At 66.1% G+C, this 26,557-nt stretch carries 28 protein-coding genes; 13 read left to right on the top strand and 15 right to left on the bottom strand.

Features of this window, described 5'->3' with window-relative positions; all coding sequences use genetic code 11:
- Positions 1–43: 43 nt before the first annotated feature.
- The 6 genes from ACIHA7_RS33495 to ACIHA7_RS33470 all read right to left on the bottom strand — a co-directional run bounded on the left by ACIHA7_RS33495 (position 44) and on the right by ACIHA7_RS33470 (position 5,829).
- Positions 44–1,030, bottom strand: coding sequence for a glycine betaine ABC transporter substrate-binding protein (locus ACIHA7_RS33495; RefSeq protein WP_397295174.1), 987 nt, complete (start codon positions 1,028–1,030; stop codon positions 44–46).
- On the bottom strand, positions 1,027–1,764 hold the full coding sequence (locus ACIHA7_RS33490) for an ABC transporter permease (protein WP_397295172.1): 738 nt from the start codon (positions 1,762–1,764) through the stop codon (positions 1,027–1,029). Before ACIHA7_RS33490 ends, ACIHA7_RS33495 begins: the two co-directional genes overlap by 4 nt.
- Entirely contained in the window at positions 1,761–3,032 is a 1,272-nt protein-coding gene (locus ACIHA7_RS33485; RefSeq protein WP_397295169.1) for an ATP-binding cassette domain-containing protein, read from the bottom strand. Before ACIHA7_RS33485 ends, ACIHA7_RS33490 begins: the two co-directional genes overlap by 4 nt.
- Positions 3,029–3,673: an ABC transporter permease gene (locus tag ACIHA7_RS33480; protein ID WP_107655737.1), complete on the bottom strand. Its 645-nt coding sequence runs from the start codon at positions 3,671–3,673 to the stop codon at positions 3,029–3,031. Before ACIHA7_RS33480 ends, ACIHA7_RS33485 begins: the two co-directional genes overlap by 4 nt.
- A gap of 182 nt (positions 3,674–3,855) precedes the next feature.
- On the bottom strand, positions 3,856–4,785 hold the full coding sequence (locus ACIHA7_RS33475) for a TauD/TfdA dioxygenase family protein (protein ID WP_397295167.1): 930 nt from the start codon (positions 4,783–4,785) through the stop codon (positions 3,856–3,858).
- A 132-nt stretch (positions 4,786–4,917) separates the two neighbouring features.
- Positions 4,918–5,829 (bottom strand): alpha/beta fold hydrolase, encoded by a 912-nt coding sequence (locus ACIHA7_RS33470; RefSeq protein WP_397295165.1) that lies wholly within the window; start codon positions 5,827–5,829, stop codon positions 4,918–4,920.
- Between the two features lie 163 nt (positions 5,830–5,992).
- Here ACIHA7_RS33470 and ACIHA7_RS33465 point away from each other — a divergent pair, with 163 nt between their 5' ends.
- Positions 5,993–6,748, top strand: coding sequence for a phosphotransferase family protein (locus ACIHA7_RS33465; RefSeq protein ID WP_397295164.1), 756 nt, complete (start codon positions 5,993–5,995; stop codon positions 6,746–6,748).
- Between the two features lie 67 nt (positions 6,749–6,815).
- On the opposite strand, the gene ACIHA7_RS33460 is transcribed toward ACIHA7_RS33465, so the two are convergent.
- Positions 6,816–7,643, bottom strand: a complete 828-nt coding sequence (locus tag ACIHA7_RS33460; RefSeq protein WP_397295162.1) for a hypothetical protein — start codon at positions 7,641–7,643, stop codon at positions 6,816–6,818.
- A 175-nt stretch (positions 7,644–7,818) separates the two neighbouring features.
- Between ACIHA7_RS33460 and ACIHA7_RS33455 the strand changes: the two genes are divergently transcribed.
- On the top strand, positions 7,819–8,613 hold the full coding sequence (locus ACIHA7_RS33455; protein WP_397295161.1) for a hypothetical protein: 795 nt from the start codon (positions 7,819–7,821) through the stop codon (positions 8,611–8,613).
- Between the two features lie 260 nt (positions 8,614–8,873).
- Entirely contained in the window at positions 8,874–9,326 is a 453-nt protein-coding gene (locus ACIHA7_RS33450) for a hypothetical protein (RefSeq protein ID WP_397295160.1), read from the top strand.
- 176 nt (positions 9,327–9,502) lie between these two features.
- Here the strand turns inward: ACIHA7_RS33450 and ACIHA7_RS33445 are convergent, their stop codons facing one another.
- Both ACIHA7_RS33445 and ACIHA7_RS33440 read right to left on the bottom strand, forming a co-directional pair.
- Complete coding sequence (locus tag ACIHA7_RS33445; protein WP_397295159.1) at positions 9,503–9,913, bottom strand: hypothetical protein; 411 nt, start codon at positions 9,911–9,913, stop codon at positions 9,503–9,505.
- An 86-nt stretch (positions 9,914–9,999) separates the two neighbouring features.
- A complete protein-coding gene (locus ACIHA7_RS33440) occupies positions 10,000–10,446 on the bottom strand; it encodes an SgcJ/EcaC family oxidoreductase (RefSeq protein WP_397295157.1) in 447 nt (148 codons plus the stop codon).
- A 1,068-nt stretch (positions 10,447–11,514) separates the two neighbouring features.
- Between ACIHA7_RS33440 and ACIHA7_RS33435 the strand changes: the two genes are divergently transcribed.
- Positions 11,515–12,747: a hypothetical protein gene (locus ACIHA7_RS33435; RefSeq protein ID WP_397295156.1), complete on the top strand. Its 1,233-nt coding sequence runs from the start codon at positions 11,515–11,517 to the stop codon at positions 12,745–12,747.
- 79 nt (positions 12,748–12,826) lie between these two features.
- On the opposite strand, the gene ACIHA7_RS33430 is transcribed toward ACIHA7_RS33435, so the two are convergent.
- The 3 genes from ACIHA7_RS33430 to ACIHA7_RS33420 form a co-directional block, all read right to left on the bottom strand.
- Positions 12,827–13,330, bottom strand: a complete 504-nt coding sequence (locus ACIHA7_RS33430; protein ID WP_397295154.1) for a hypothetical protein — start codon at positions 13,328–13,330, stop codon at positions 12,827–12,829.
- 49 nt (positions 13,331–13,379) lie between these two features.
- Complete coding sequence (locus tag ACIHA7_RS33425; RefSeq protein WP_397295153.1) at positions 13,380–13,604, bottom strand: hypothetical protein; 225 nt, start codon at positions 13,602–13,604, stop codon at positions 13,380–13,382.
- 145 nt (positions 13,605–13,749) lie between these two features.
- Positions 13,750–14,211: a hypothetical protein gene (locus ACIHA7_RS33420; protein WP_397295152.1), complete on the bottom strand. Its 462-nt coding sequence runs from the start codon at positions 14,209–14,211 to the stop codon at positions 13,750–13,752.
- Positions 14,212–14,446: 235 nt separating this feature from the next.
- Between ACIHA7_RS33420 and ACIHA7_RS33415 the strand changes: the two genes are divergently transcribed.
- Positions 14,447–14,965, top strand: coding sequence for an AAA family ATPase (locus ACIHA7_RS33415; RefSeq protein WP_397295150.1), 519 nt, complete (start codon positions 14,447–14,449; stop codon positions 14,963–14,965).
- Between the two features lie 69 nt (positions 14,966–15,034).
- Here the strand turns inward: ACIHA7_RS33415 and ACIHA7_RS33410 are convergent, their stop codons facing one another.
- Positions 15,035–17,392: a hypothetical protein gene (locus ACIHA7_RS33410; RefSeq protein WP_397295148.1), complete on the bottom strand. Its 2,358-nt coding sequence runs from the start codon at positions 17,390–17,392 to the stop codon at positions 15,035–15,037.
- 173 nt (positions 17,393–17,565) lie between these two features.
- On the opposite strand from ACIHA7_RS33410, the gene ACIHA7_RS33405 reads away from it, so the two are divergent.
- The 4 genes from ACIHA7_RS33405 (at position 17,566) to ACIHA7_RS33390 (ending at position 21,019) form a co-directional block, all read left to right on the top strand.
- Positions 17,566–18,474: a hypothetical protein gene (locus tag ACIHA7_RS33405; protein WP_397295146.1), complete on the top strand. Its 909-nt coding sequence runs from the start codon at positions 17,566–17,568 to the stop codon at positions 18,472–18,474.
- 209 nt (positions 18,475–18,683) lie between these two features.
- Positions 18,684–19,064 (top strand): PLDc N-terminal domain-containing protein, encoded by a 381-nt coding sequence (locus ACIHA7_RS33400; protein ID WP_397295145.1) that lies wholly within the window; start codon positions 18,684–18,686, stop codon positions 19,062–19,064.
- Between the two features lie 194 nt (positions 19,065–19,258).
- Positions 19,259–19,762, top strand: coding sequence for a hypothetical protein (locus tag ACIHA7_RS33395; RefSeq protein ID WP_107655771.1), 504 nt, complete (start codon positions 19,259–19,261; stop codon positions 19,760–19,762).
- A gap of 327 nt (positions 19,763–20,089) precedes the next feature.
- On the top strand, positions 20,090–21,019 hold the full coding sequence (locus ACIHA7_RS33390) for a helix-turn-helix domain-containing protein (protein WP_397295142.1): 930 nt from the start codon (positions 20,090–20,092) through the stop codon (positions 21,017–21,019).
- Positions 21,020–21,138: 119 nt separating this feature from the next.
- On the opposite strand, the gene ACIHA7_RS33385 is transcribed toward ACIHA7_RS33390, so the two are convergent.
- Both ACIHA7_RS33385 and ACIHA7_RS33380 read right to left on the bottom strand, forming a co-directional pair.
- A complete protein-coding gene (locus tag ACIHA7_RS33385) occupies positions 21,139–22,323 on the bottom strand; it encodes a serine hydrolase domain-containing protein (protein ID WP_397295140.1) in 1,185 nt (394 codons plus the stop codon).
- Between the two features lie 156 nt (positions 22,324–22,479).
- A complete protein-coding gene (locus ACIHA7_RS33380) occupies positions 22,480–22,719 on the bottom strand; it encodes a hypothetical protein (RefSeq protein WP_397295138.1) in 240 nt (79 codons plus the stop codon).
- A 288-nt stretch (positions 22,720–23,007) separates the two neighbouring features.
- Here ACIHA7_RS33380 and ACIHA7_RS33375 point away from each other — a divergent pair, with 288 nt between their 5' ends.
- The 4 genes from ACIHA7_RS33375 to ACIHA7_RS33360 are packed head-to-tail and all read left to right on the top strand — an operon-like array spanning position 23,008 to position 26,556.
- Positions 23,008–23,994, top strand: coding sequence for an ABC transporter ATP-binding protein (locus tag ACIHA7_RS33375; protein WP_397295137.1), 987 nt, complete (start codon positions 23,008–23,010; stop codon positions 23,992–23,994).
- Complete coding sequence (locus ACIHA7_RS33370; protein WP_397295135.1) at positions 23,991–24,806, top strand: ABC transporter permease; 816 nt, start codon at positions 23,991–23,993, stop codon at positions 24,804–24,806. Before ACIHA7_RS33375 ends, ACIHA7_RS33370 begins: the two co-directional genes overlap by 4 nt.
- 5 nt (positions 24,807–24,811) lie before the next feature.
- A complete protein-coding gene (locus tag ACIHA7_RS33365; protein WP_397295133.1) occupies positions 24,812–25,945 on the top strand; it encodes a sensor histidine kinase in 1,134 nt (377 codons plus the stop codon).
- On the top strand, positions 25,942–26,556 hold the full coding sequence (locus ACIHA7_RS33360) for a DNA-binding response regulator (protein ID WP_397295131.1): 615 nt from the start codon (positions 25,942–25,944) through the stop codon (positions 26,554–26,556). The genes ACIHA7_RS33365 and ACIHA7_RS33360 overlap by 4 nt, the downstream gene beginning before the upstream one ends.
- Position 26,557 lies beyond the last annotated feature (1 nt).

The following is a 26,557-nucleotide window of genomic DNA, read 5'->3' as shown; positions in this document are numbered from 1 at the left end:
TGAATTGGGTTACGCCGCAGTGGGTACGCCTGACATCGGTGGCCTATGCCACTAGCTTCTCGCTCTTCAACCAGTCGTAGGCGACGTCGGCGGGGTCTTCTCCGTCGATGTCGACGCGACCGTTGAGGTCCTGCATGAGTTCATCGGTGAGGTGCTCGGAGATTGTTCCGATCAAGGTCCGCAGTGGGGGATAGCGGTCGATGACGGCGCCGCGGACGACGGCTGTTCCGCTGTAGGGCAGGAAGAACTTCTTGTCGTCGTAGAGGACGGCGAGATTCAGGTTCTTGACCCGGCCGTCGGTGGTGTAGATCATGCCGAAATTGCAAGGGGCGCTTTTGGATGTCGCGGTGTAGACGATGCCCGCGTCCATCCGGGTGACGTTGCCGGACGGCACGCCGTTCGGATCGTTGTACGGGATACCGTATTTGGCCAGCATCGGGATGAAACCATCGGAGCGGCTGAAGAATTCGTCATCGACGCAGAAGGTGCGATCGGGGATCGGGAGGGCGGCGACATCGGAGAGCGACTTCACCCCGAGGCGCTCGGCGGTCGGCGTCGACGCGCCGAAGGCGTAGGTGTCGTTGAAGTTGGCCGGTGGCAACCACTCCAGGTTGTAGTCGCGCTTCTCCAGCTCATGAACTCGTTGCCAGAGTTGTTGCGGGTCCGCGATCGTCTCGGTCTGGTTGTGGTAGTTGACCCAGCCGGTCCCGGTGTACTCCCACAGTACGTCGGCGTCGCCGTTCAGCTGGGCTTGGCGGGACGACGCCGAACCCGGCGCCCCGGTCAGGTCTTTCACTTCCGCGCCCGCCGCGGCCAGGTAGGTCGCGGTGATCTTGCCGAGCAATACCCCCTCGGTGAAGCTCTTCGAGGTGACCACGAGCTCCGCGCCGTCCAGCGGCCGCTCGCCGTCCGGCAGCCGGGCGTCGTGAAACGTTCCGGATGAGCTCACCAGGCCGCAGCCTGCCAGTGCGGGTACCGCGACGACCAGCGAGGAAAGGATCGTAACCAGTTGTGTGCGTATGGATTTCATGAGACACCCCGCGGTGTCGCGGCGAGTTCGACGAGTCTGCCGAGCCAGTCGATGATCAACGCCAACAGCCCGACCAGGATCGCTCCGGAGATGAGCAGCTTGGGCAGGAAGAGTGTGACACCGGTCGTGATCAGCGTGCCGAGACTGGTCGCGCCGATGAACGTGCTCAGCGTCGCGGTGCCCACCAGGATGACCAGCGCGGTGCGTACCCCATTGAGGATCACCGGCACCGCGAGCGGCAACTCGACCTGGAACAGCGTCCTGGCGCCCGAATAGCCGATGCCGCGCGAGGCCTCGATCGTGCGATGATCGACCTGCCGCAGTCCGACGATGGTGTTCTGCAGGATCGGCAGGATCGCGTACACCACGAGACCGACTATCGCCGTACGGAATCCGGTGCCCAGCCAGAAGGTGAACAAGACGAGCAGCCCGACCGCGGGCGCCGCCTGACCGATATTGGCGACATTGACCGCGATCGGCTCGAGCCGGCGCAACGCGGGCCGGGTGAGCGCGATGCCGAGCGGAATCGCGACGACCACCACGATCAGCGTGGCCACCACGGTCAGCTTGACGTGTTCGAGGATCGTGGTCCGCAGATTGGCCCACGCCAGCGACGCCTGCTCGGTTGGGGTGAACGTCGTCGATCGGTACCAGAGCACATAGCCGACCCCGATGACCAGGATGATGATCGGCTCGAACCACACGTCGATCGGTATGCGCCGCAGCCGATTCATGACCGCTCGGCCGATCCGGGTTCGTCGTCGGCGGCGACCACCGGGGTCGGCGCCGGATCGGTGCCGTCGACGTAGGTCTCGTAGGAGAGGTCTTCGTCTTCGGAGCGCACGTCGGCGAGCTTGGCCTGGATCGTTTCGGTCACCGAGCTGATGCTGAGCGAGCCGACGACCGCGCCCCTGCCGTCGGTGACCAGCGCGGCGCCCTGGCTCGCCGCGAGCATGGCGTCGAGCGCGTCGTTGAGGGTGGAGGAGCGGGCCACCACGGGCAGTCGCCGGTCGAGGAAGTCGGAGACCTCCGGTTTGGTGGCCACCTCGGTGAGCGACGGCCACGACCGCGGCCGACCGGCGTCGTCGACCACGACAACCCAGGTGTGTCCCGCGGCTTTCGCGCGTTTGATCACGCTCTGCGCGGGTTCGCCGACCCGGACGGTCATCACCTCGTCGTAGGCGACGTCGCGCACCCGCGACACCGTCAGATACGCCAGCTTCGCGCCGGACCCGACGAACTCCTCCACGAACGGCGTGGCCGGGTCGGTGAGGATCTCCTCCGGGCGCGCGTACTGCTCGACGTGCCCGCCTTCGGACAGGATGAGCACCTTGTCGCCGAGCTTGGTGGCTTCCTCGAAATCGTGGGTGACGATCACGATGGTCTTGCCGAGCTCGTGCTGGATCGCGATCAGGCTGTCCTGCAAGCGAACCCGGGTGATCGGGTCGACCGCGCCGAACGGCTCGTCCATCAGCAGCACCGGCGGGTCCGCCGCCAGCGCGCGGGCCACACCGACCCGCTGCTGCTGGCCACCGGACATGTCCTTGGGCAGCCGGTCGGCGAAGGTCGCGGGATCGAGGCCGACCAGATCGAGCAGGTATTCGGTGCGTTCGGCGATCCGTTTCTTGTCCCACCCGAGTACCCGCGGGATGGCCCCGACATTCTTGGCGACCGTCCAATGCGGGAACAGCCCGCCGGACTGGATCACGTACCCGATCGACTGCCGGAGCTTGTCCGGATCCTCCTTGGTGACATCGCGGTCGCCGATGAAGATCCGGCCCTCGGTCGGCTCGATCAGCCGGTTGATCATCTTCAGCGTGGTCGTCTTGCCGCAGCCGGACGGGCCGACGAAGGCGACGATGTCGCCCGCGTCGATCTCCAGGTCGAGCCGCTCGACCGCTGGTTTGTCCTGGCCGCGATAGCGTTTGACCACCGACTCCAGGTGGATGGACGCGCCGGTCACGTTGCGCTCCGGAGCCTGGCTGGTCACGGCGTCCGTCATGAGAGTCCCTTTGCGATCGTGAGGCGGCCGAGCAGGACGAGGAGCGCGTCGAACACCAACGCGATGAGAACGATGAGAACGGTGCCGGTCAGCGCCATTTCGAGGGCGTTCGCGCCGCCGAGCCGGGAGAGGCCGTTGAAGATCAGCGAGCCGAGGCCGGGGCCGAGGACGTAGGCGACGATGGCCGCGACACCGACGATCATCTGGGTGGACACCCTGATACCGGTCAGGATCACCGGCCAGGCCATCGGCAATTCGACCGTCAGCAGAATCCGCCAGCGCGAGAAGCCGATGCCGCGGGCGGACTCGACCACCGAGGCGGGCACCGCGCGCAATCCGACGATCGCGTTGCCGATCACCGGCAAGGCCGCGAAGAACGCCAGCATGATGAACGAGGGGACCACCCCGAGTCCGAACGGGACCAGCAGCAACGCGAGCAGCGCCAACGAGGGAATTGTCAACGCCACCCGACTCGATGTCAGGGAAAGCGCGGACAGCAGCGGAAGCCTATACACCGCGACGGCGATGAGAACGGCGACGACCGTTCCGACCAGCACCGTCTGAAACGCCAGGGAGGCATGCTGATAGGTGAGGAACGCCAGGAAATCTCCGCGTCCTCGGAGGTAGTTCCATAAATTCACGCGATTCCCGTCGTCAGGCGTAGATCAATCGGTACCTGTATGCGTGTCGTCACCGGCGTGGGCCGTCAAAGGCTAATCGATGCCGTGCGTTCGGCTCCGGATGGCGCGCGGCGGAATGTCGATCCGGTTATTCCCGCGAGGGTGGCAATTCGGTTTCGGTCCGCGCGGTGTTCGGTACCGCGTTACGCCGCTCGAGTGTGGGAATCGGCGGTCGAGTAGTACTCGGCGTTGCCCGCGATCACGGTGCTCGGCGCGCCGTCTACGCCGACCGGAATGCTGCCTGCCAAGGTGATTCGGGTCAGCCTACGGTGCTCGCTACCGTCGTAATCGTCGATGGCGTAGTGCTGGGTCGCGTGGTTGTCCCAGATGGCGACGTCGCCCAGCGACCAGTGCCAGCGGGTGGTGTGCTCCAACCGGGTCACCCGGTCCTGGAACAGCCGGAACAGGGCCTGCGATTCGGAGCTCGGCAGCCCGACCAGCTGTTTCACGAAGCAGCCGAGCAGCAGCGCACGTTCGCCGGTCTCCGGGTGCACATGCACCACCGGGTGCTCGGTCTCGAAGTAGGTGGACTCGAACTCGCGCCGGTAGGCCCTGGTGCCCTCGTCCGCCCGGTCCTCGCTGTCGGCGGCGTAGTCGTACTGGTTGGTGTGCCGGGCGCGCAGGCCCTCGGCCAGCCGCTTGAGCGGGTCCGGCAGCGAGTTGTACGCGGCGACGGTGGAGGCCCAGGTGGTCGAGCCGCCGTAGCTCGGCAGCGCGACCGCGCGCAGGATCGAGGCCTTCGGGACCCGGTCGACGAAGGTGACATCGGTGTGCCAGGCGTTCGAACGGCCGTGGCGGGAATCAATGGCCAGGCTCTTCACGCCCGCCGAGGTGACCGTCGGGTGTGGGGTAGTGGGTTTACCGAGCAGTTCCGCGAATTCGTACTGGCCGTCCTCCGTCAGGTGCTGCTGGTCACGGAAGAAGAGCACTTTGTGCTCGTGCAGCGCGGCGCGGATGGTGGATACGGTCGCCGCGTCGAGGTCACCGCCAAGCCTGATCCCGGTGATCTGTGCGCCGATGTGGGCACCGAGCTTGACCACGGAGGTTTCGCTCGCGGGGTAATCGACAGACATACCGGGACCTTTCGCTCAACCTGACGGTTGGCTCCGACGAAACCATTCCCGGGTCGGGGCGACAAGCATTATGGTCACCCCGATTCGAAAGGCGCTTCGCTGCCGCACATCCCGCCGAATGGTGCCCCGGTCCTACGTCGGCGGCATCAGCCGCTCGATCTCGGCGACAATCAGCTCCGGCTCGGTGGCCACCACGTAATGACTGGAATGCTCGGCAATGACATGGCGCCCACGCGGCGATTGCGCGGCGCGATAGGCATGCGAGGCATTGGCTTTCGCGCGCATCGCCGCACTCATCCCGTCACCGGCGCGCCCGCCGGAGATGGCGGTCACCGGAATCAACCCGAGCTCCGGCGGATTGTCTCGCCAGGTAGCGAGCTCATCGAGATAGGTGGCGGCCTGTTGCCGCTGGGTGCGCAGCACGCCGGGCGTGAACGCCTCCCGCTCCATGTCGCGGCGCACATCGTCCGGCACGATACGCAGTTGCCAGGCGTACACCTTCTCCAGCAACCGAAGCCGAGCAAGGACGGTGCCGACGGCGAGCGCGATCCGCTCGAACCAGCGAAACGCGCGACCGAACAGCACCTCGGCCGCCTCATCGGTGGGATCGACAAGCACAAGGCCCGCCACCCGATCGGGCCGCCGAGCAGCGGCGAGCCGCACAATCGGACCACCCGCACTGTGCCCGACCAGAATGAACGGGCCCGGCCCGAAATGATCGAGCACCTCGTTCAAATCATCGGCCATGCGCGCCAATGTCCGTCCCGCCGGATCGAAAGCACTACGCCCGAGCCCCGATCGGTCATAAACAATAGCCCGCGCAAACCGCCCGACGCCCGGCTGCACCTTCGCCCAGGAAAACCGCGCGGTACCCGAGCCAGCCTCGAAAACCACAGTCGCCGTAGCGGTCTCGGCCTTCTCGTCGGCCAGTACCATCGCGTACAGCCGCCGCCCATCCCGCATCTCAACCCACTCCGGTGCTCCCTGAGTGTGCTGCTGTATATCCGTCACAATCCCCCCAATTCCCCGCTGCGCCACGAACATCGCGACATCCCTCGGGCCAGATCATTCCGAAACGGAGCACGCCAAGCAAATGCGCGTTTCGGCAGTCCCATGATCTTGTGCCGAGCTCGACCGCTGCACCGCGCACGCGCCTGAGTCCTCAGGGGCGAAAAACTCCGCGACACCGGTGGTGCTCCTCGCGATAATGGCCGACGTGGAAGAGGTCCAGGTCGTCGTCGCCCATCAAGAGTGCGCGACATTGCGTGTCGGTGACGTGTTCTTGAAGGTCGACACTGATCAGGCGCGCACCGATCGCGAGGTCGAGGCGATGGCTACGGCGCCGATCCCGACTGCGGAGATTCTGTGGCGCAAGCCGCCCGTCCTCGCGCTCGCCGCGCTCCCGGGCGTGGCACTGGGCCGCCTCGGCGAGCCGTCGCTCGCGTCGTCGGCGGCTTGGGCCGCGGCGGGTACGGCGGTACGGATGCTGCACGACGCGCCGCTGCCGCCATGGCCCGGCCGGAGTCTCGAGGAAATCGCTTCGGAGCTGGACGGCGAATGTCAGTGGCTCGTCGCGAACGGGGTTCTTCCCGCCGACGTGGTGGCCCGCAACCGCCGGGTGGCCGAAGCCGCGCTGCGGCCGTGGACCCCGGTGTTCACGCACGGCGACCTGCAAGTCGCCCATGTGTTCGTTGCCGGTGCCGAAGTCACCGGCGTGCTCGACTGGTCCGAGGCGGCCCAGGGTGACGCCTTGTTCGACCTCGCCACCTTGACACTCGGGCACCCCGAGCATCTCGGCGACGTCGTGGCCGGCTACGGCACCGACGTAGACCTCGACGTGATCCGGGCATGGTGGTCGTTGCGCAGCCTGCGGGGGGTGCGTTGGCTGGTCGAACACGGCTTCGACCCGACCTTGCCGGGCTGTGAGGTCGATGTACTGCGCACCCAGGCGATGCGAGACTGACCAGGGCGAGGCATTCGAGCGTGCCGCGGGCCGAGTGTTCGCGCGTTACTCATACCGCAGACTCGGCTCAGCAGGGGAAGTGCTCTTTCATGCGGGCGGGGACGCCGTCGGCGGCGGCCTTGGTCCAGCAGAGGTCGTGCGGGAAGCGGACATAGGTGGTCCAGCCGGTGGCGGCACGGCGGACGAGGCGCGCGTTGTCTCCGGGTGAGTCCCAGGCTATGAACGCCCACTGGCCGTCGCAGTCGCGGACCGTGGGGTTCGCGTCGAGCAGGTAGTCGTCGAGCTTGTCGCGGTCGTAGAGTTCCAGCACGACCGTTTGGGCCGAGCACGGTGGTTGCGGTCCGGATTCCTGGAAGCGCAGCTCGCCATCTACCTTCAGGCCGGCGTACTTCAGGAACAGGCTCTGGCTTCGTTTCGGGAACGGCGTCATCCCGGGCGGCGGGGTATTCGTGTCGAGGGAGTAGCAGCCGAGCGGGAGGGTGAGGGTCGCTGATCCGTTCTGGTCGGTGACCGCCTCGCGACGCAGCACCTCGGTCGTATTGGGCGGAATCTCGTGCGTCGCAGGGTTACACGGCCGCCGCAGGCGCACGATGACCGGCACGTTCGGCACCCGGGTGCCGGAGAGGGTGATGGTGCGGACCACTGCGGTGCCGGTATCCGACGGCGGATCCGCGGGCGGCGGTTGGTTGGCCGACGGAATGGCGGGCGGTAGATCGGCGGGTGGCGGGATCGCGGGTCGCGAAGTGGTCGGCGCGGTTGTAGCCGTCGCCGATGTCGTCCCGCTCGGTAGCGGCGTTCGCGTCGGTAGTCCGTCGCTGCCGCTATCGCACGCCGACCCCATCAGCACGACTGCCGCAAGCACCAGCATCTTCTGTACAGCCTGAAGACTGGTCATCCCCCCACCCTCCCCCTCCAGCGACCGTCATCCGGCCTACCGCCAATGATCGGACCGGCTATACCGATAATCAATCCCCCAAGACCAGGGTCGTATTCACCTGTCCTGCGGAACATCCGACAGAGTCGATGTGCGCCCAGCTCGGGAGCCGGGGTCGATCTTGTACGCTCGGCTGGTGTCCGACAGCGAATTGTGGGAAATCAGAGCGCTGTTCGAGTCGTTGCTGGACGAGCCTGCGGGCTGGGGCGCCGCGCAGATCGGACCGTGGTTCGCCGAGCGTCCGCAGCTGATCGCCGAACTGCACCGATACGGTGTGCGAGACGCGCATCGTCGCGAGCTGACCGCAGAGCAGCGTTGGGGCCTGTACGCGGCGAATCGGCTCGTGGACATGCTTCTTGTGCCACTTCAGCCGCACTACCTGGAGACCGCGTACTCGGGAGCGTCGCCGTCCGCCTGGACCGAGTTCACCGAACTGGCCGGAGCAACCTCGATCACCGAGGCAGAGTTCCATCCGTTCTTCCACGAAATCGTCGACGTTGTCGTGGCCGACGACCCGCACGAACCACCCACGATCGTCGACCAACACTGGCCCGGTGCGTTCATCGGGAACTTGCTGCTGGTGCGTTCCGGCGTCACCGTCCGCGCCGGATCGGCAGTGCTGGACCAGCACGCCGCTTCGCGATCCTGCATGTACTTCACCTTCTGGCGCTGCTACCGGAACGTGCAGGACTTATCGCACGGCTGGGGCTCGAATTCCCAGTGGCGCACAAGCTTCCGCCGCGACTATTACGTCGGCGGCGAACTGCACTACAACGCCGATGCCCAATGGAAGGACGACCCCGCGCCTCCCGACGACGACCTCACCCCGCAAGAACGGCTGGACCTGCTCCGCTTTCGCCATGGTGTGCTGCGGGACCTCGGCACCGATTGCTGGCCCTACGACGACTATTTCGTCGAACCCTGGCACTGATGGCGGCGGGGGTCGAGCGGGACCGCCGGTAAAGCGTGCGGGCTTACCGTGCTCGCTCACCAGCGGGTCGGCACCGGTAACTCGACGATCAGCAGGACGGTCATGTGCAGTCTCCGCACGGGTCACCGCCGTGCGGGCGCAGTCGCTGCAGCATAGCTGCCCCGCAGGCGGAAAAATGCGGCCGCTGGAACTGCTGGGCGCCTGTATAGTTCGCCTCGACTCCAAACGGGGGAATCCATTGCTAGAGAGAGTAATTCAACGTGCGTAAATCCAATAGGGCGGCAGCAACCACCGTGGCGACGCTCGGAGTGCTGGCCTCGGCGATCGCGTTCGCCGCGCCTCAGGCGGGGGCGGTCGTCACGAGCATCAGCGTCGAGCAGCGGCAAAGCTTCGGCAGCTCGGCAGACGCCCGCGGCACCGGCTGCTCCTACGCGGTCACCGTGCACACCGACCCAGGCAAGACGGTGGTCGTGCTCGACCAGATCGGCGACGACCCGCACACCGCGGACTACAAGCAATTCCAGCCGTATGAAGTGGTCGCGGACGCGTCCGGAGCGGCGCACACCACGTGGACCCCCGACCGGAGGGGCCCGCACAAAATCGTGGTCCTCGAACTCGCGGACGGTGACGACTTCGATATCTACACCCCCCGCAATGCGATGAACGTCGGCACCGGCATCAATCTCGGCCCTGCCTGCGCGGTACTGCCCTGAGTGCTCGCCGCGGACTGCGGTGTCGCCCTCAGCGTTGTGCTCGGCGACATCGGAGTCCGCGGCGATCGCCCGAACTCCTGCCCACGCCCCCGACTCCCGGAGCGGCCGCTCATTTCTGAGCGCCTCTAGCAGTGAGTCACGCGGATATCAGCCTGATGCGCACAGGCTTCGACGATTCACGAACTCGCGCGACGCATGTTCGTGAAATACACCGCCGGTTCCCGCGTGATCAGCCCGTACCCGCCGTCCGGTGTCATCGCGAACGCAGCGGGCAGGTACAGCACCGGCAGCACCTCACCGATCAACGGCCGATTCTCTCGCGTGATCCGATAACCGATCTCGACCATCTCGGGCACATCATCGTCCACAACCGCACCACCATCGCGCCGGACGCACCGATGCGGTTCGAGCCGCACCGTCCGAATCGCCGTCCGCGCCCATCGGAACAGTACGCACTCGCTCGACCCCGGCCGCGCGTACTCCACCAGCCCCACACCGTCACCCCAGAAGACGAACTGCTCGTCCTCCATCGAGCTGTGATACCCGGCCTCCACACTCCACTGACCGATGATCTCGTCACCACACATCGAGTGATTGAACCACCGCGTCACCGCGCCCGGCGAGCAACTCTTGGTACCGCCGCGATGCTCGAGGTCGTGGTGGTCAGCTCGGCTCAGGCTTCGTCAACCGGCGTCGCGTGCCACGGCGCGAAGTCATCGAGCCCGTTGAGTCGTGTGTTCTGCGCCGCCCGGATCAACCAACGCCCAGAGCGTTGTACGAGAACCGCGGTGACGAGGCCACGACGGTCCTCGCCCACAGCGGCACCCGGCAACACGTGATCGGGCCATACCCAGTGGGTATGCACCAGCATCACTCCAGGACCAAGAGGCTGGACATCGATGACTGTCTGGCTGTAGTTCTTCTTCTGTGCCACAACGGATTCGGGCACATCCTCGTGCCCGCGCACATTCTCCTCCCGCGACCGCCACCACACGCCCCGATGCGTGATGAAGTCGCAGTCCTCGGTAAAAAGCTCTCCCCATTCCCGCATCTCATGCCGAATCCAGAGCTCGGTATAGCGATCGAACAGTTCCCGGATCACCTCGATGTCAACGTCCATGCACAGCATCGTGCAACCTTAACTATTGTTAAGGTCAAGCTGGCGGCTGAATGTGTCGGCCACCGGGGCGGCAACATCCGCTTCTGCCGCGTGGCGCACCTTGCCAGTAGGACTCCCCAGCGGTCGAACATGTCACGTTACTGCCGCGGTGCGCGCGTTGGCCGGGAATCCAAAATGGTTGCCCTGCAGCGGGTTCCAACGCGCCCATCTGCCGTATATCGCGCTGAGCGAAGAGGTCACACAGAGGTCGCCTGTGGCCAGAGCCGTTGCGGCTCAGGATATCCGGTTGCCCGGAAAGGCGACGAACCATGGACGGTTGGCCGTCATTCTGCTTGTCCATCTCCTCGTGATCGGTCCACCATGTGGTGGTGTCGCGGTGGGGAGATCGGAATCCTGGACTCTCGTCGCGCGGCGGTGCCATCATGGCTGAGAGGGGCTGCGGAAAGGCTCATTCGAGCACTGGAACACCTCTCGATACAGAGGGGAATCTGATGAAGTATCGGACCGCAAAAATTCTGCTTGCCGCGACGCTGACGACCGTCGGGTTGTCTGTCACTGTGGCCGCGCCCGCGTCCGCGGCCCCCGCTGGCTGCCGTGCCTCGCAGTCGGGCAACGGGGCGACGGCCTACTGCTACACGTCTGCTTCAGGCACCCAGTTCAGGGCAGTAGCTCGCTGTCGGTATCTCACTCCGTCCGGCAGCTTCGACTACGAAGACTTCTACGGTCCCTGGCGGGTCCAGGGCAATCCCCAATCCTCTTATGCGGCTTGCGGCGCCGGATGGAACTTCGTTGAGCCCAACGCCCGAACGAAATGACATCCGCGTGCGAATGCCTTTCAACCATGCATCTCGGGCGCGCCTCTTCCTCGCCGGACCGGCCGCACTATTGATCGCTGTGCTCACCGCAGACCGGCCCTGAACAGGCTTCGACGGCAAACACCTACGGCTGTCTGGGCGCGGACGGGCACATCCTCTTCTGCCGCGCGCACCATATCGCCGAAGAGCGTGCGTGTATGGCGTCCGCCGACGAGTGCGCAGCTTGTCGGTACCGGCAGACACAATGGCGGACATGGAGATCGGTGATGACAGGGACGCGGCCCAGCCCACCGCGGCTGTGAACAGAGGGAAGGTGGGTCTGACCTGCGCCGCGATCGTCGTCGCCGGCTACCTCATCGCCTGGCTGGTGCACGAACCGGAGCCCACGGATCGGGCCGAAAGTTCCTATGTCACTGCGCCGGTCGCGTTTCCGGTGCAGATCCCGGGTTGTGATGTGGTAGAACCGCCGCGGGAGGCACAAACGTTCGGGCTGGTTCACTCCGTTACCTACGAATACGATAATCCGGCTTATCCGTGGTTCTCCGGTCCCAAGGCGGGCGCGATGACGGAGGCGCTGCACGATCGGCTGCCCGGTGATGTCGAGATCGCCTTCGCCCCGGTAACGCGCTCGCTGGTGTTCCAGCCGATCCTCGGCGATCCCGTGCAGAACAAGGGATTCGGCGGTTGGACCAGGGCGGCGGCCACGCTGCTGCGTGGTGACCGCGCGGGCGCGCTGGAGGTGACCGTGCGCCAAGCCACCAAGCCGATTCCACCGTGCGTCGCCGGCGAACTCGACGAACGACGCCACCTTCCCGATGGCACGATCGTCGATACCGATGACACCTGGTATGAGATCAAGGGGGTTCGCACCCTTACCCGCGACGCCACCGCTTATCTGCCCGACGGATCGGTCACCCACGCGAACGCCACCGATCAAGCCCAGGAGGGCAGCGGCCGTCCCCGAGCCATCCTCTTGTCCACCGATGAACTCGTCGCGCTCGTGACCGATCCTCAACTACGCATCAGCGCGCCGGTACCGCCCGGAACGTCGAGTCCGCCCGAGGTCTGCCTGCCCTACACGAAATCCGGTGCGGTGATCGATCAGGCCCAGGCTCGTCGATGGAACGAGGTTCTTGCGCAGATCCCCCTCGACGGTGTGACCCTGGACCGGCCACTGGGGATGCTGTTGCAAGGCGAGAGGGGCGGCGGCGTGTGCCAGACGGTTCAAGTAACCACGCCCGGCCGACAATCGCGGTTGGCCATCGTGATCAGCACCGAGCAACCCCTGCCGCAGGAACCCGAAACTTCCTCCGCCAACGGCGCGAGGCGGCGGTTGCCGGACGGGACTGTGGTCGAGACTCACGAGGAGCGAAGCGCGGCGCTGGCGTCCACGCCGCGAACCGACCGTTCCGTCACCGTCACCCGCCTGTCCGGGACACAGATCAAATCTCTTTCGGCGACGCACCCGCAGAGCTTCTGCCGTTAGCGCAGCTCGAGGAGCTCGCCCTGAATCCGGGACTCGACGTGTCGCGATAAGGACGGACCCCGGACTGCGCCAGCTCTCGTCAGGAGAATCCGAGCTGCGGGAGCTCGACACGGCTCGCGCCGATGTCTCGGCCTGCCGCCTCGCTGAGCCATCGAATCCTGAAGTTGGCGTGTGTTATTCGCTCGTCTCGTTCCTCGGCGGTGTCGGCGGTGTGGATCCTGCCGACTGCGTCGACACAGTCGGTAGCATTCCGCTGTAATTCGTCGCCCCCCGCGAGGAGTAGGACGCGAGATAAGGCTGCGATTGCTTCGGCGCGGGCGGTGCGGGCTTCGGCGCGGGCGGTCCGCGTGCTATCTGCGTCGGGGTCCTCGTGTTCACAATGCCAGCGATCGATCTCGGTGCCGCGAAACCGCAGCACGATACTGAGGAAGGCGACATACGCGTCTAGACGTTCTTGACGGGCGCGTTCGACTTCCCCTCTCCGGGCCGCCTCGTCGGCGACGCTGCGCTGCACGAAGAAGGTGATCGTCGATCCGAGGACAGTACCGCCGACGCCGATCAAAGCTGCCCAGATCGCATTCATACCCCCATGATCGGTTGAATTACGTTCAAGCGTCATCCTTTGACGCGGCTCAGAACAACCGATCCTCTGACGTCTCCGGCACCTGCGTAGGTTGCGTGTGGACGCGCTCCTCGTCGCGGGCGGCTTCCTGGATCGCGTCGATCTGGTCCTGAACCAGCTCGGCGCGCGCCACCAACTCGACGCGGTCGGGCTCGGTAAGGCTTTCGGCACCGAGCTTCTCGAAAACGCACGAGAGCGCTGATCGTAGGTTCTCCAGTTCGCTGTCCGTCTCCACGAGCCTCACCCTACGTCCGACACCAACGCACATCTCCTACCGCGTTCCGGCCGTAGTCGTCGGCCGCAAGCTGATCTCGCGAATCTTCAATAGTGCAAGAGAGGTGAGGGGAAGTGAAACGTCACCCGGCGGTCGCCTTCGATACTCACGCGCCGGAGTCGAGGTCCGTACCCGGATGCCATCGGAACCACACGTTTGTGCCCCCGATGCGGTAGTGATCGCTCTGGTCGAATCTGACCTCAGCCCTAAGTTTTCGTGCATTCGCGGGGATCTGACGGTAGGGGGCCAGAAGAGCGGTCAGCTCGTCGTAGCGTTTATCCACGCCACCGTGGCCTGGATGGGTGTCCACTCCGACCTCGCCCGCCAAGTAGCGCTGGTTCCAGCCGACATAGATCGCCCACTGCTCCAGCTCCAAAGCTACCGCGTCCGTGCTTGCCGGCCAGACCCGATATTCTTCTAGAGCCCCGCCCAACGTGCAGTCGTCGCTGTCGAAATAGTGCGGCTCGCCGTTCAGGTCGGCGATACCGGCGCGGGGTCCGTCATACCAGTCCAATTCGATATGCACACGCTCGAAGCCGTCGGCAATCAGATCCGCTTCGTCCCACACCCTCGCCACCTTGAAATGCTAGCCGAATCCAGTCAAGTCCCGCGGCACGCCAAATGTCCGGTACTGCCGTTGGGCCGGGTGTTGCGCGCGGGCGAGATCGACTGCGGTGCAGAATGTCCGGTGACTGGCTAGTTTTCCATCGCGCGATTTCCAGGCATTCGTGAGGAGCTCCCATTCGGCAGTGTAGGTAGCCGCTGCGGCGTTTTCTGGCATGCACCGCGCTAGGTTGAGTCCTGTGATCATATGGCTCAACGGCACGCACGGCGCGGGGAAGACGACGACGAGCACGCTTGTGCAGCAACTTATCCCGAACTCGCGGGTGTTGGATGCGGAGAAGGTCGGGGAGACGCTGATGGACATCACACCGGGGCTGCCGGAGACCGACAATTTTCAACACTGGCCGCCGTGGCGGCGACTCGTCGTCGAGACGGCTCGTCATGTGCTCGACTACACCGGCGGTACTTTGGTGATGCCCATGACCGTCCTGGTCGAGGAGTACTGGCGTGAAATCAGTATGGGCCTCGCCCACCATGCGATCCCGGTGCGACACTTCGTCCTCCACGCTGACCAGGAGACGTTGCGCAGGCGTATCGAGGGTGCGACTCCCGTCCCCTCCTGGTTCCGCCTCCAGTATCTCGAGCCTTACGCCGAGGCAGCCCGCACGTGGTTACACGCCGAGGCCGAGGTGGTCGACACCACGAACCGCACACCCAGCCAGGTCGCCCTTCGGATCGCAGCGGCGCTCGAGAGCTGAAACTCGCATGTGGCCGGAGCGGTCGCAGGTGCTCGGTGACCGGCCTGGGCCCGAAATATGGGCGAGGTTTCAGTTGTGGGCGTGGATGAGCTCGCTGACGGTCGTGGCGTAGGAGCAGACGGCTCGACTGCGGACGTCGGCACCGGGGGTGGTGGGGTGTCCTGCCTTGTGGAGCGGGAGATGGGTGAGCGGGCCGGTGGGGATCCACCACAGTTGGGGGCGGTGTTGTGGGTCGGGTGGCGGTGCGGAGAGTAGTCCTAGTTCATACAGGATGGGTTGGGAGAGCACGGTCCATAACCAGCTGAGGATCTCGGTGATCGATTGCTGCGCTGCTGCCTGTTCGGCGGGGGATAGCCGGGGGTCGGTGGAATTGGTTACGGCGGTGCGAAATTGGTCGGTGCGGGCGGTCAGGTCTGCTTCCGATAGGTCGGGGAGTGCGATCGCGCGTAGGTCGGCGTGCTCGATAATCAATGCGTCCGAGCCGACTCCGCTGATGTTCACGACGACGATGGGACCCGTTTGTGGTGCGGCGGAGAGTAATTCGGACACATCAGGGGGTTTCAAGAAGGCTTCGAATCCTGGCGCGCGGCGGATCTCGGCGACCAACCGGTGCCACTCCTGTGCGGCGTGCCTGCGTTGTTCGCCGGTGGGGGCACCGGGAGCAGCCCTGATGAACAGTTGTGGCGCGGAAAAGCCGACTGTTCGAGGTTGATTCAACACTGTGCTGAGTTCGTCGAGGCGTTGCGCCAGCCGCGGTTCACGCGCGGCGAGTTCGGTGGTGTGTTGGTGCGAAATTCCGCGGCCGTGCTCGAGTATGCGCAGCGCGTGCTTCGGGTCGGGTGGCCCGACACGAAGTGCGCAGGCCGCCGCGTCACGGGTCAGCCCGGTGAAGTCGGCGAGTAGTCGCGCACGGTCGGTCATCGGGAGAGTGCGCGCGGCGAACTGGGGTAACAGATCCACCGCCATGTCGAATGTTTGGTGCACGAGCCTGCTGGTGGCGGCCGAGATGGTAGCTCCGGTGACGGTCAATCGACGTGCGGCAGCGACTCGTTCGGGTACCGAGACGGTGGAGTCGCCCGCGATCTGCTGCCATCGGCGCGCGGCATCGTCGGCGGCCGCGCCGGTCAGCGCGGCTCTCAGCGAGTAGGCCGCCGCGACCGACGCTCGAGCACGCGAATGCAAGACATGGTCCGCCGGGGCCGCTGCGGCGGCTTGTTCGGCTAATCGTTTGAGCCGCTTCAACTCCCGGTGTCCGCGCCGGGGCAGATCATCGACCGCGTGATACGGCTCCAGTTGATTGTCTGGAATACCCCACCGGTGCAGGAAGCGGGCACGCTCCACCTCGGCACGAACGAGGCGTCGCTCCGCCGGATGGGCGTTCGCCCGCGAGGTGGTACGGGCCCGGTGCACCGCGGTGGCAGCCGCTGTGAGATCGGTCGGATCAGAATGCACTCGAAACCGTTGCAGGAGTAGTAACGCCAGGTTGATGTGGTACCGCGCCCACAGGGGATGGGACCTGGCTCGGAGACCGTGCGGCAGCTCCGCCACCGCTTGCTTCGCCAACACGGTCGCCTCGTCCAATACCTCGGCGTCGGCGACTCCCCAAATATGCTGTAGCCGTAGCGCATCGGCGAGCGACGAGCTGGTTCCCGGAACCGGCGCCCCGTTGCGCTCGCCGTGCGCGAGGGCTTCTCGAAGCAACTCGACCGATTCGTGCAGCACCGAAACATCACCTGTCGTGAATGCTTTGCCCAGCAACGCACCGGCCAACGCATTGCACCGAGCTCCGCGGAGCTCGTGGTCGGCGGGCGTGCCCCGTAGCGCGGCCCGGCTGGCCTGGATGCCGGCGTCGAGGTCGGCCGGTGCGCCGGCGCAGCGCCACCGGGACAACAGCGCCCCCGCCAGATTCGCCGAAAGCGCGGGCAGCATCGAATGACCGGCCGGTGCGTGATCCAGGGCCTGGCGGAACAATTCGATCGCATGATCGATATCGTCGCGCGCGCCGAACCGTTCGAATCGCGCCCACTCGGTGAGGCCTAAACCGTTCTCCGCCGCGCAACGGAGTTCGGGCTGCGCCGTCGCACACAGCGGTGTGGCGAACACATCCGCCGCTCGCTCCAGCAACCTCAGCCGACCGGTCTGTTCGTATTGCGCGAACAGCTTTTCCGCTTCGGTGATCGCCGAATGCCCACTCGTATCGCGCATGGGCGCACAGATATGCAGGTGGACCTGCGGGTCGCCACAGATGAGTGCGTTGAACTCGCTCAGCGCCCGACCGTGCTCGGTTCCGGTGATATTCAGCGGCTGCCCGTCCCAGATCGCCAGCAGCGCATCGAGGTCGGGACCGGGCGGTCCGTTCGCGATGATGCGCAGTTCGTCGCCGAGCTCGCCCGGCGCAAGGTCCATGGCGGTGCGTAGGTTGTCCATGTCCGGTCTGTTCGCGTTGTCGCGCAAGGTCTTTCACCCACTGTCTAGAGGTGCTGTGCGAACCGCGACGGCGGCTCGGGTTCGGCGGTACCTTCAAACGTGATGTCGTTGAGGCTAATTGGCGACAGCAGGTAGCCGAGGCCGATTGGCTACACGCGATTCTTGGAGGCGCCATGTCGAGCACCGGCGACGGACCGGAACCTCAGGCTTTGCTCGCAACGGTACCCGCCGGACTGCTCTTCGTGACACTGGCGGTCGCGGGCACCGCACTCGGTCACCGCCGCTGGTACGACGTGTCCGCACTCGTCCGCGAACTGGACGCGCTGGCCCGGCATCCCGGCGCGCAGACGTCCGGGATCGTGCTGTTGACCACCGTCACCGTGCTGGTGGCGGCCATGGGCTGCGGTCTGGTGGTGCAGATGCTCGCCGGAGTGACCCACCAGCTGTGGTCGCAGCTGTGGCCGGCGCCGCTGCGCGGACTCGGCCGACTGCTCACCCGCTGGCGGGCGCGGCGCTGGATCGCCGCGGGCCGCGCCCTCGATCTGGCGTGGCGCAACACTGCCCGCGGTCAAGCAGGTCAACGCCCGCCGGGTTTCCTCGGCACCGAGGACACCGCGCGCCTGAACGCCCTGCGGAACCGGATATCGCTGACCGAACCGCGCCACCCGACCTGGATCGGCGACCGTATCCGCTCTACCGACAACCGCGTGCTGCACCACTACGGCCTTGACCTCGACTCCGCCTGGCCCCGGCTCTGGCTCATCGTCCCCAGCGAGACGCGCAGCGAACTGCGGTCCGCGCGGGCACGCTACGACGCCGCCACTCGCCTTGCGGCGTGGTCGATTCCGTACCTACTGCTTGCCGTGTGGTGGTGGCCGTCGGCCGTGCTCGCGGCCACCATCGCGCTGGTCGGCGGCCGCCGCGGCCGCGCCGCCATCGACAGATTCTGCGCGCTGGCCGAGTCCACCGTCGATCTCTACGGCCGAGACCTCTCGGCCGCGCTCGGCCTCCCGTCCAAGGACGGAGTCGTCCAGCCGGAGGCAGGCCAGTTGATCACCGCGCACCTTCGCAAGGGGACCTGACATCGGGTGCCGGTGTGGTGGAAACTCGGCTGGAGAACGGTTCGGCCGTCCGATAAGGTGTCGATGTCGCGGCCACGGGGGTTCGATCGGGCCGCCGATCCGATTGGAATTCGCCAGCTTCGGGTAGCGCGTGCCCGGGCCGGTTTGGGGGAGATTCGCCGCGAATCACCACACGGACAGGTCGTTGGCCGGCGTACGAGGAGGTACCGATGCCCTACGCGATTCTCGGTCTGCTGACGCTCGCGCTGTGGATCTACTGTCTGATCGACATCATCACCTGCCCCGACGCGGGCATCCGGCACCTGCCCAAAGTGGGCTGGCTGATCGTGATCATCCTGCTGCCCACCGTGGGCGCGCTGCTCTGGTTGTTCGTGGGTCGCCCATTGCACGAGTCCGGTCCACGCGCGACCACCGGCTACACCGAGTACGACCGGCCAGGACGCTATGTCGCGCAGGATCCGGCGGCGGACGAGGAGTTTCTGCGGAAATTGCGCGAGCGCGCCGAGCAGCAGCGCGCCGAAGCTCGACGCCAGGAAGCCGCTCGGCAGAGCGACGAGGATCGGCGTCGTGAGCAGGGCGAACAGCGCTAGGTAGCCGACAAACAACTGCTCTGCAACGTATTTCGTTGTAATTCGGCACGGATGACGACGCGCATATTTGTGATATCCGTCAGCTATTGATGCGCCATTGACAACCGGCACGGGAATGCTGAATTCTGGGCGCTTGACGGGGCATGGGTCGAACCGGGACTCGAAATACCGCCGCCGTACGTCTTAGGAGAATTATGACCCTGCCGCAGTGGCCGGACCATGACATCACCCAGCTACGCGAGGTCGCCGACAAGATCGCGACGCTCATCCAGCGCAACGCCGAAGGCAGCGGCGGACTGCCCCGCTTCGTAGACGCGTTGCAGCAGAGCGGGCCGATCGCGGATCTGCTGATCGAGTACTCGGTCCGCTGGTTCAACGACAGCAGGGGCGAGTCGGTCCTGCTCGGGCCGGAGCTGTATTGGGTGCTCACCGAGACCGTTTCGCCGGAAGATCGCGGGGGCGAGGGGTATGGCCAGCCGGCCACGAACTGCCATCCGGTCACCCGCACCCGGCAGATGCTGCTGATCTGTGTGCTGGAAAAGCTGTCCGCCCGGCCGTGGCATCCCGAGCCGGGCGAGGATTCCGCGGCGGCCATCGTCAAGCACCGCTACAGCAACAATGCGGTGCCCTCGCTGCCGACCAGGGTGACGCAGCCCGCGGGTGTCGAAGGCGTGATCACGACCTCGCAATTCACCTAGGCGTGGCATAGGCGAGCACCACGGCGCGCCGTAGTGGGCGCGTACGACCAGCGGTGTGTCGTGCGGCGATGTCGAAAACATGCCGGGCGGGCCGATTTCGGAGATCTGGTTGCCGGGCCGCCTGAACGAGAGCACGGAGCCGGGCGTTCCCGACCTCGGAAACACCGATATGGGGCCCAGCTACCCACCCCGATGTTCGGCGGGTCGATCGGAAGTTAGATTGATCTGTCGTATCAGAGCGATACCATCAAAGCAGACGCGGTGAAGTTCACCATGTGAAATTGCGTGGTTCCCGTGGAAGGTCTCCCAGCATCGGAGTAGAAGCTTATGGTCGGACAGCCCGGCTGGATCGGTGTCGAGCCGAGTGTCGCCGAACGTGGGCCGACGGCGCTGCGGATCGCGGTCGGCGGCCAGCTGCGCAAGTTGCGTGAGGCTTGCGGCATCACGCCGCAAGTCGCGGGCGAGCACATCCGTGGCTCGTACGCCAAGATCAGTCGGCTCGAGCTCGGGCGGACCGGCTTCAAGGAACGCGACATCGTCGATCTGCTGACGCTGTACGGGGTCACCGATCCCGAGAAGCGCGCGAGGTTCGTGGATCTGGCCCGCAAGGCCAACGAGCCGGGCTGGTGGCACCGGTACAACGATCTGCTGCCGCAATGGTTCGAGACCTACATCGGGCTGGAAGGTGCGGCGCGCACGATCAGAACGTTTGAGGGCCAACTCGTTCCAGGGCTGTTGCAGACCGAGGATTACGCCACCGCCCTCGTCGCGGTGGGCCACAAGAACGCCGAGGCGGCGCAGCGCGGTGAGCGCGCGACCATCGACGTCAACTCCGCGCGACGGGTGGAGTTGCGCACCAAGCGCCAGCGAATCCTGGATGCGAAGAACGGGCCGATGCTGTGGGCGGTGCTGGACGAGGCCGTGCTGCACCGACCGGTCGGCGGGGCCAAGGTGCAGCGCGAGCAGATCGAGCATCTCGTGGAGATGTCGACCAGGCGCAGCGTGACGATCCAGGTGCTGTCCTATCGGTCCGGGGCGCACGCGGCGGCGGGCAGCTCGTTCACGATGCTGCGCTTCGCCGAGCGCGAACTGCCCGACATCGTCTACTTGGAACAACTGACGACCGCGCTCTACCTGGATCGCCGAGAAGACCTGCACTTCTATCGCGAAGTCATGGATCGGCTGGCCGTGCAGGCGGAGACGCCGGAGGAGTCGCGTGAACTGATGATGGCCGCTGCCGCGCGGTTGTCCTCATGACGAGTGCCGCTGCCGCGCGGCGGTGATCGAGCCGTGGTTGTTCTCGGCCGTGCCGAGGTGCGATCACCATCGTTGGTCACTGCCGCGCGGTAGCGATCACGCCCAGCTCAGGCCGGATTTCACGGTGTCGGACACAGCGCGGCGTCGACAGCCCGGTTGACGTTGCGAGTGGCTTCCGCGGTCTCGGGGACCTGGTTGACGGTCACCGTCACCGCGCGCCCGTCGCTGGTGACACCGCCGCGGGTCTCGAAGCCGTCGATGTCGCCGCCGTGGCCCCAGCTGTCCGCGCCGCAGGGGAGTTGGCGATACATGAGGCCGAGTCCATAGCCCTGCTTGCCCGGAACCGGCAGCGGCACAGTCTTCTTCATTTCGACGAGCTGAGCAGGCGGCAGCAGTTCGCCGTCGAGTAGTGCGACGAAGAACCGGTTGAGGTCCGCGCCGGTCGCAACCATCGCGCCCGCCGCGCCGGCGTACGACACGTTCTGGCGGGTGTAATCGATCAGCTCGCCGTTCGACCGGAGGTAGCCGACGGGATGGGGACCGCGGATCTCGGTCTCGTCGGGTTCCGGAAAGTAGGTGTCGCGCAGGCCGAGTGGCTCGATGATGCGATGAGTGATCGCCGCGCCCACCGACTCTCCGGTGATTTTCTCGATGATCATTCCCGCCAGTGCGTAGTTGGTGTTGGAGTACGCCCACTGCGCGCCGGGTTCGAAGTCGGCAGGCGCGGTCAGCACGTTGCGGACGATCTCGGCGGTATTCTTTGTCCCCCAACGCACATCCTCGGAAGGCGAGGCGATCTGCCCAGGCTTAGGGGTAGCACCGAACTCGGCCGCGTACTCCGGCAGTCCGCTGGTGTGCTGCAACAGATTTCGGACCGTGATCCGATTTCCGTCGATGCCCGGGCCCCGAACGACACCCGGTAGATAGCGCTCCACCGGTGCGTCCAACTCGACCTTGCCCTCGGCCACCAACTGCAGCATGACCGTCGCCACATAGGTTTTGGTGTTGCTGGCGATCCGGACTCGGGCGTCGTCCTGGAACGGGGTGCCGTGCGCGAGATCGCCTGCTCCTGCCGTCCCCGTCCATACCCCGCTCCGATCGGTGACCACGATCTGCGCTCCGGGCAGGCGGTCGCCGGTGACCAATTGGTTCAAGGCCTCGGTGACCTGTGCCCGCTGCCCGGCCTCGGCGGCGGGCTCGGCTCGCACGGTCTCCGTGGCATCGCACGACGTCACCACGAGGGCGACCAGTGCCCCGGCTACCGCCACGGTGCCGAACGAACGATGACTTACCTTGGTGCGCAAGGTGCTTCCTCTCTGTTGCGGACTCCAGTCACGCTATGAGAGATAGGCAGGTCACCGGCAGCTGGCAGTCCCCCGTCTTCCTGGTAGTGCTGGCACTACCCCGCAGGGGTCGCTACCAGCGGCGAAGAAGTTGTCGAAGCGTCGCGGGCCGGCCGGTCAGACCCCGTCCACGGCTAGCGTCCCGAACCGGCTGACGTTCGCGTGGTTGTGTCCGTCGGCGCTGGTGATCACGACCTCGGTCGGGTTGGTGAGGGCGATGGCGCAGTAGTTGTCGCGATCTTGCTGGACGCTGATGGACAACAGACGGCGGTCGGTGGCCGCCTGCCACTCCTCCATGGCGTCGTACAGCCCGCGCATGGACGGATTTTCGAAGTAGACGAGGTTGCGCTTGTTCATGTCCGACATGAGACCGGTCTTTCGTTCGGGTCGTGGGGCAGGTCAGCGAGGCCGCCCTTATCTATCGTAGACCTTTACGAATAGTGTTCTTACGCAATGAGTTTGCGCTCGAGGATCGATCGTGAGCGAGATCGATATGCCGCCATCGGAGCGGAAAGGCCCTCATGGCAACTGGTGCGCCTTGTCACCGCGGATGACTTTTGTCATGACCGATCCATGCGGTAACTCATCGGGATTCGATGACTGCGCTTACTACTGACCGGGACTGCGGTCCGTGATCGTAGAGGCATGAACAGCGCACATCGCAACCCGCTGAACCGCGGCGGTCAACCGATTCACGATGTCATCACCGCACAGGGCCTGCGCCGGACCTACGGGCACGGCAAGGACGCCTTCGAGGCGGTCAAAGGGGTAGACCTGCGGGTCGCCGAGGGGGAGGTATTCGCATTGCTCGGCACCAATGGTGCCGGTAAAACGTCGACGCTCGACATGCTGGAGGGCCTCGCCGCGCCGTCGGCCGGTGTCGTCGAGGTGTTCGGCCTCGACCCGCGCCGGGACCGTGCGCAGGTCCGCGCGCAGGTCGGCATCATGCTGCAGTCCGGTGGGCTGCCCGCCGAACTGACCGTTCGCGAGACGCTGGAGATGTGGCGCGGGACGTGCACCGACCCGACGACCGCCGACGCCGTGCTGGCGCAGGTGGATCTGGCCAATCGGTCCGATGTTCGGGTCGGTTCGCTGTCGGGTGGTGAGCAGCGCCGGGTCGATATGGCGTGTGCCCTGCTCGGTCAGCCTCGGTTGCTGTTCCTCGACGAGCCGACCACCGGTCTCGACCCGGAAAGTCGCCGTGGCACTTGGCGATTGCTCGCCGACCTGAAGGCGTCGGGCGTGACCATGGTGCTCACGACGCACTACCTGGACGAGGCGGAGGCACTGGCCGACCGAATCGCGATCATGCACAAGGGTGCGGTCGCGCGCACCGGCACGCTGCGCGAGATTGTCGACGGTCATCCGGCGCGGATCGTGTTCGACCATCCCGGCCTGCCGCTGCCGCACCTGCGCGACGCGCGGATCGACGCGCAGGCGCGCGTCACCGTCGACACCTATGACCTGCAAGGGCATTTGTTCGAACTGCTCGGCTGGGCGCGCGAGCACGGCCTGCAACTCGGCGGGCTCGAAGCCCGCGCCGCCTCGCTGGAGTCGGTCTTCCTCGATGTCGCCAACGAGCCGGCCGCCGCGCCGACGACCACTCCCGAACTGATCGGAGCCACCCGATGACCACCCTCGTGAAACCCCCAACCACCTTTCGCCGCCGCCCGCTGGCCGCGCTCGCGAAGGCCGAGTACCTGCAGTTCCGCCGGAACAAGACGCTGGTCTACATGGCGCTGTTCTTTCCGATCGGCATCTCGCTTGCCTCGTACTTCATCGCCACCAAAGACACCGCACCCACGACGGCGACCGCGGCGATGACGTTCGAGCTGATCGCGTTGGTCGCGCTGCTGTTCGTGCAGTACTACTCGGTGCTGTCGATGGTCACCACGCGCCGCAGCGAAGGCGTGCTGAAACGACTGCGCACAGGTGAGGCGGCCGACTGGCAGATCCAGACGGCGCCCGCGGTGCCCGGCGCGCTGGTGACGGTTGCCACCGTGCTCATCGTCGCGGCGGTCGTGTACGGCACGGGTGCGCCCGCTCCGGTCAACCCGTTGGCGATTGCCATTGCCGTCCTCGGCGGAGTCGTCCTGTTCTCCCTGCTCGCGCTGGCGACCAGTGCGGTGACCAAGAACGCCGAGGCCGCCCAGATCACCTCACTACCCGTGATGACGGTCGCGATGATCGGGCTCGCGTCCATCCGGAAGGTGCTACCCGATCGGTTGGGCGAACTCGCCGACTGGACGCCCTTCGCGGCCATTTCCGACCTCGTCTCGCTCGGCGCGTCCGGGCGGCACGCTACCGCCGCCACCACCGACGTGGCGCTCGACTTCGCGGGCACCTTCCCCGAACTCGGCCGCCCGTTTGCCACACTGGCGCTATGGACCGTCCTGGCGTTCGCGCTGACCCGCAAGAGCTTCCGCTGGGACGACCGCGGTTGAGCGGCTTGACCGCCTGGTGGCACCGGCTGTCGGGGCCTGCCAAGTTCCGGGTCTACAGCCGGGTCGCGCTGCAACTGGGACTCGCCACGGTGATCGTCGTCATGGCGATCACCGCGGGCTTGTCGTGGTCGACGGTCGGGATCGTGGTCGGCGGTATCGCCGCCATCGTCGCGGTCGAGGTGCAACCCGAGTTCGCCATTTCACCGGGTGCGGTGTCCCGGCGGTGGGCGCTGCCCGCCGCCGTCGCGACGCTGGCGGCGGTGTGGCTCGCCGATGTCGTGGTCGCCAGGCGGGCCACCAGTGCGGCGACCGTCGACCAAGCCCGGCTGACCGGCGTTTACGCCGTGGTCCTCGCCATGTTCGCCGTCGTGCCCTTCTTCCGGCACAAAGTGTGGACCGTGCTCGGACTCAGCGTCGCCACCGGACTCGCCTTCGGTACGTCGCCGGCGACGGCACTGGGTACGGCGGCGGGGACCCTCGGTTTCGGCGGCTTCGTCCTCGGCACGACGCTGCTCACGGTGTGGGGCCTGCGGGTCGTCGAAGAGCTCGATCGTGCGAAGGGGGTCGAAGCCGAACTGCAGGTGGCCGAGGAGCGGTTGCGTTTCGCGCGGGACCTGCACGACATCGTCGGGCGCGGGTTCTCGGCGATCGCGGTGAAAAGTGAACTGGCGGCGGTGTTGTCGCGTTCCGGGAAGGCCGACCGGGCGGCCGCCGAGATGGACGAGGTCAAGACGCTCGCCGTCGAATCGATGGGGCAGATGCGCGAACTGGTGCGCGGCTACCGGGGCATCGACCTGATGACCGAGGTCGCCGGGGCGCGTTCGTTGCTGTCGGCGGTGGGCTGTCGCCTCGTTGTCCAAGGCGATCCGGCCAACGTGCCCGCGCGATTCCATGAGGTCGCTGCCTGGGTGGTGCGGGAGGGCACCACGAATATCGTCGAACATTCGGCGGCGACCTCGGCGGTTCTCACCCTCGGCGCCGCGGGGATGTCGCTGCGAAACGACTGCCCGCACGGTCCGGCGGGCGAGCGGTCGGGGTTGCGTGGCCTCGCCGAGCGGCTCGCTCCCCTCGGCGCGTCCCTCGATGTCCGCGCGTCACCCGACGAGTTCACCCTCGAAATCCATTGGGAGAGCAAATGATTCCCGTGTTCCTGGCCGATGACGAAACGCTCATCCGAGCCGCGATGGCGACCATGCTCGACCTCGAAGCCGACATCGAGGTGGTCGACCACGTCGGCTCCGGCGAGGAACTCGTCGCCGCGTGGCGGCGCCGGGTCGACGAGCCGGTCGCGGTGGCCGTCATCGACCTGCAGATGCCAGGCATGGACGGTATCGAAACCGCCGTCGCACTGCAGCAACTCACGCCGGGCGCAGGCACTTTGATCGTCACCAGCCACGGTCGACCCGGATATCTCAAACGAGCCCTCGCCGCAGGCGTGCGCGGCTTCCTGCCGAAGACCGCCTCGGCAGCCACCCTGGCCGAGGTGATCCGCACCGTGCACAGCGGCGGCCGCTACGTCGACCCCGAACTGGCCGCCGAAGCCATCAGCGCGGGCGACACCGTTCTCACCGCCCGCGAAGCCGACGTCCTCGAATACGCCATCGACGGCGCCTCCGTCGACGACATCGCCAGGCGTGCCCACCTCTCGCCCGGCACCACCCGCAACTATCTGTCCTCGGCGATGGCGAAGTTGGGTGTGGCGAACCGATACGAGGCGGCCCTCAAAGCTCGTGAGAAGGGTTGGATTTAGC

Source organism: Nocardia sp. NPDC052316, assembly GCF_044547795.1.
Taxonomy (GTDB): Bacteria; Actinomycetota; Actinomycetes; order Mycobacteriales; family Mycobacteriaceae; genus Nocardia.
This window is presented reverse-complemented; position numbering and strand designations above follow the sequence as displayed.

Excerpts from the sequence above, each read along its gene's own strand:
- ACIHA7_RS33495 (WP_397295174.1), bottom strand. The coding sequence starts at position 1,030 with ATGAAATCCATACGCACACAACTGGTTACGATCCTTTCCTCGCTGGTC.
- ACIHA7_RS33490 (WP_397295172.1), bottom strand. The coding sequence starts at position 1,764 with ATGAATCGGCTGCGGCGCATACCGATCGACGTGTGGTTCGAGCCGATC.
- ACIHA7_RS33485 (WP_397295169.1), bottom strand. The coding sequence starts at position 3,032 with ATGACGGACGCCGTGACCAGCCAGGCTCCGGAGCGCAACGTGACCGGC.
- ACIHA7_RS33475 (WP_397295167.1), bottom strand. The coding sequence starts at position 4,785 with ATGTCTGTCGATTACCCCGCGAGCGAAACCTCCGTGGTCAAGCTCGGT.
- ACIHA7_RS33470 (WP_397295165.1), bottom strand. The coding sequence starts at position 5,829 with ATGTTCGTGGCGCAGCGGGGAATTGGGGGGATTGTGACGGATATACAG.
- ACIHA7_RS33465 (WP_397295164.1), top strand. The coding sequence starts at position 5,993 with ATGGCCGACGTGGAAGAGGTCCAGGTCGTCGTCGCCCATCAAGAGTGC.
- ACIHA7_RS33460 (WP_397295162.1), bottom strand. The coding sequence starts at position 7,643 with ATGACCAGTCTTCAGGCTGTACAGAAGATGCTGGTGCTTGCGGCAGTC.
- ACIHA7_RS33445 (WP_397295159.1), bottom strand. The coding sequence starts at position 9,913 with ATGTGTGGTGACGAGATCATCGGTCAGTGGAGTGTGGAGGCCGGGTAT.
- ACIHA7_RS33440 (WP_397295157.1), bottom strand. The coding sequence starts at position 10,446 with ATGGACGTTGACATCGAGGTGATCCGGGAACTGTTCGATCGCTATACC.
- ACIHA7_RS33435 (WP_397295156.1), top strand. The coding sequence starts at position 11,515 with ATGGAGATCGGTGATGACAGGGACGCGGCCCAGCCCACCGCGGCTGTG.
- ACIHA7_RS33430 (WP_397295154.1), bottom strand. The coding sequence starts at position 13,330 with ATGAATGCGATCTGGGCAGCTTTGATCGGCGTCGGCGGTACTGTCCTC.
- ACIHA7_RS33410 (WP_397295148.1), bottom strand. The coding sequence starts at position 17,392 with ATGGACAACCTACGCACCGCCATGGACCTTGCGCCGGGCGAGCTCGGC.
- ACIHA7_RS33405 (WP_397295146.1), top strand. The coding sequence starts at position 17,566 with ATGTCGAGCACCGGCGACGGACCGGAACCTCAGGCTTTGCTCGCAACG.
- ACIHA7_RS33400 (WP_397295145.1), top strand. The coding sequence starts at position 18,684 with ATGCCCTACGCGATTCTCGGTCTGCTGACGCTCGCGCTGTGGATCTAC.
- ACIHA7_RS33395 (WP_107655771.1), top strand. The coding sequence starts at position 19,259 with ATGACCCTGCCGCAGTGGCCGGACCATGACATCACCCAGCTACGCGAG.
- ACIHA7_RS33390 (WP_397295142.1), top strand. The coding sequence starts at position 20,090 with ATGGTCGGACAGCCCGGCTGGATCGGTGTCGAGCCGAGTGTCGCCGAA.
- ACIHA7_RS33380 (WP_397295138.1), bottom strand. The coding sequence starts at position 22,719 with ATGAACAAGCGCAACCTCGTCTACTTCGAAAATCCGTCCATGCGCGGG.
- ACIHA7_RS33375 (WP_397295137.1), top strand. The coding sequence starts at position 23,008 with ATGAACAGCGCACATCGCAACCCGCTGAACCGCGGCGGTCAACCGATT.
- ACIHA7_RS33370 (WP_397295135.1), top strand. The coding sequence starts at position 23,991 with ATGACCACCCTCGTGAAACCCCCAACCACCTTTCGCCGCCGCCCGCTG.
- ACIHA7_RS33360 (WP_397295131.1), top strand. The coding sequence starts at position 25,942 with ATGATTCCCGTGTTCCTGGCCGATGACGAAACGCTCATCCGAGCCGCG.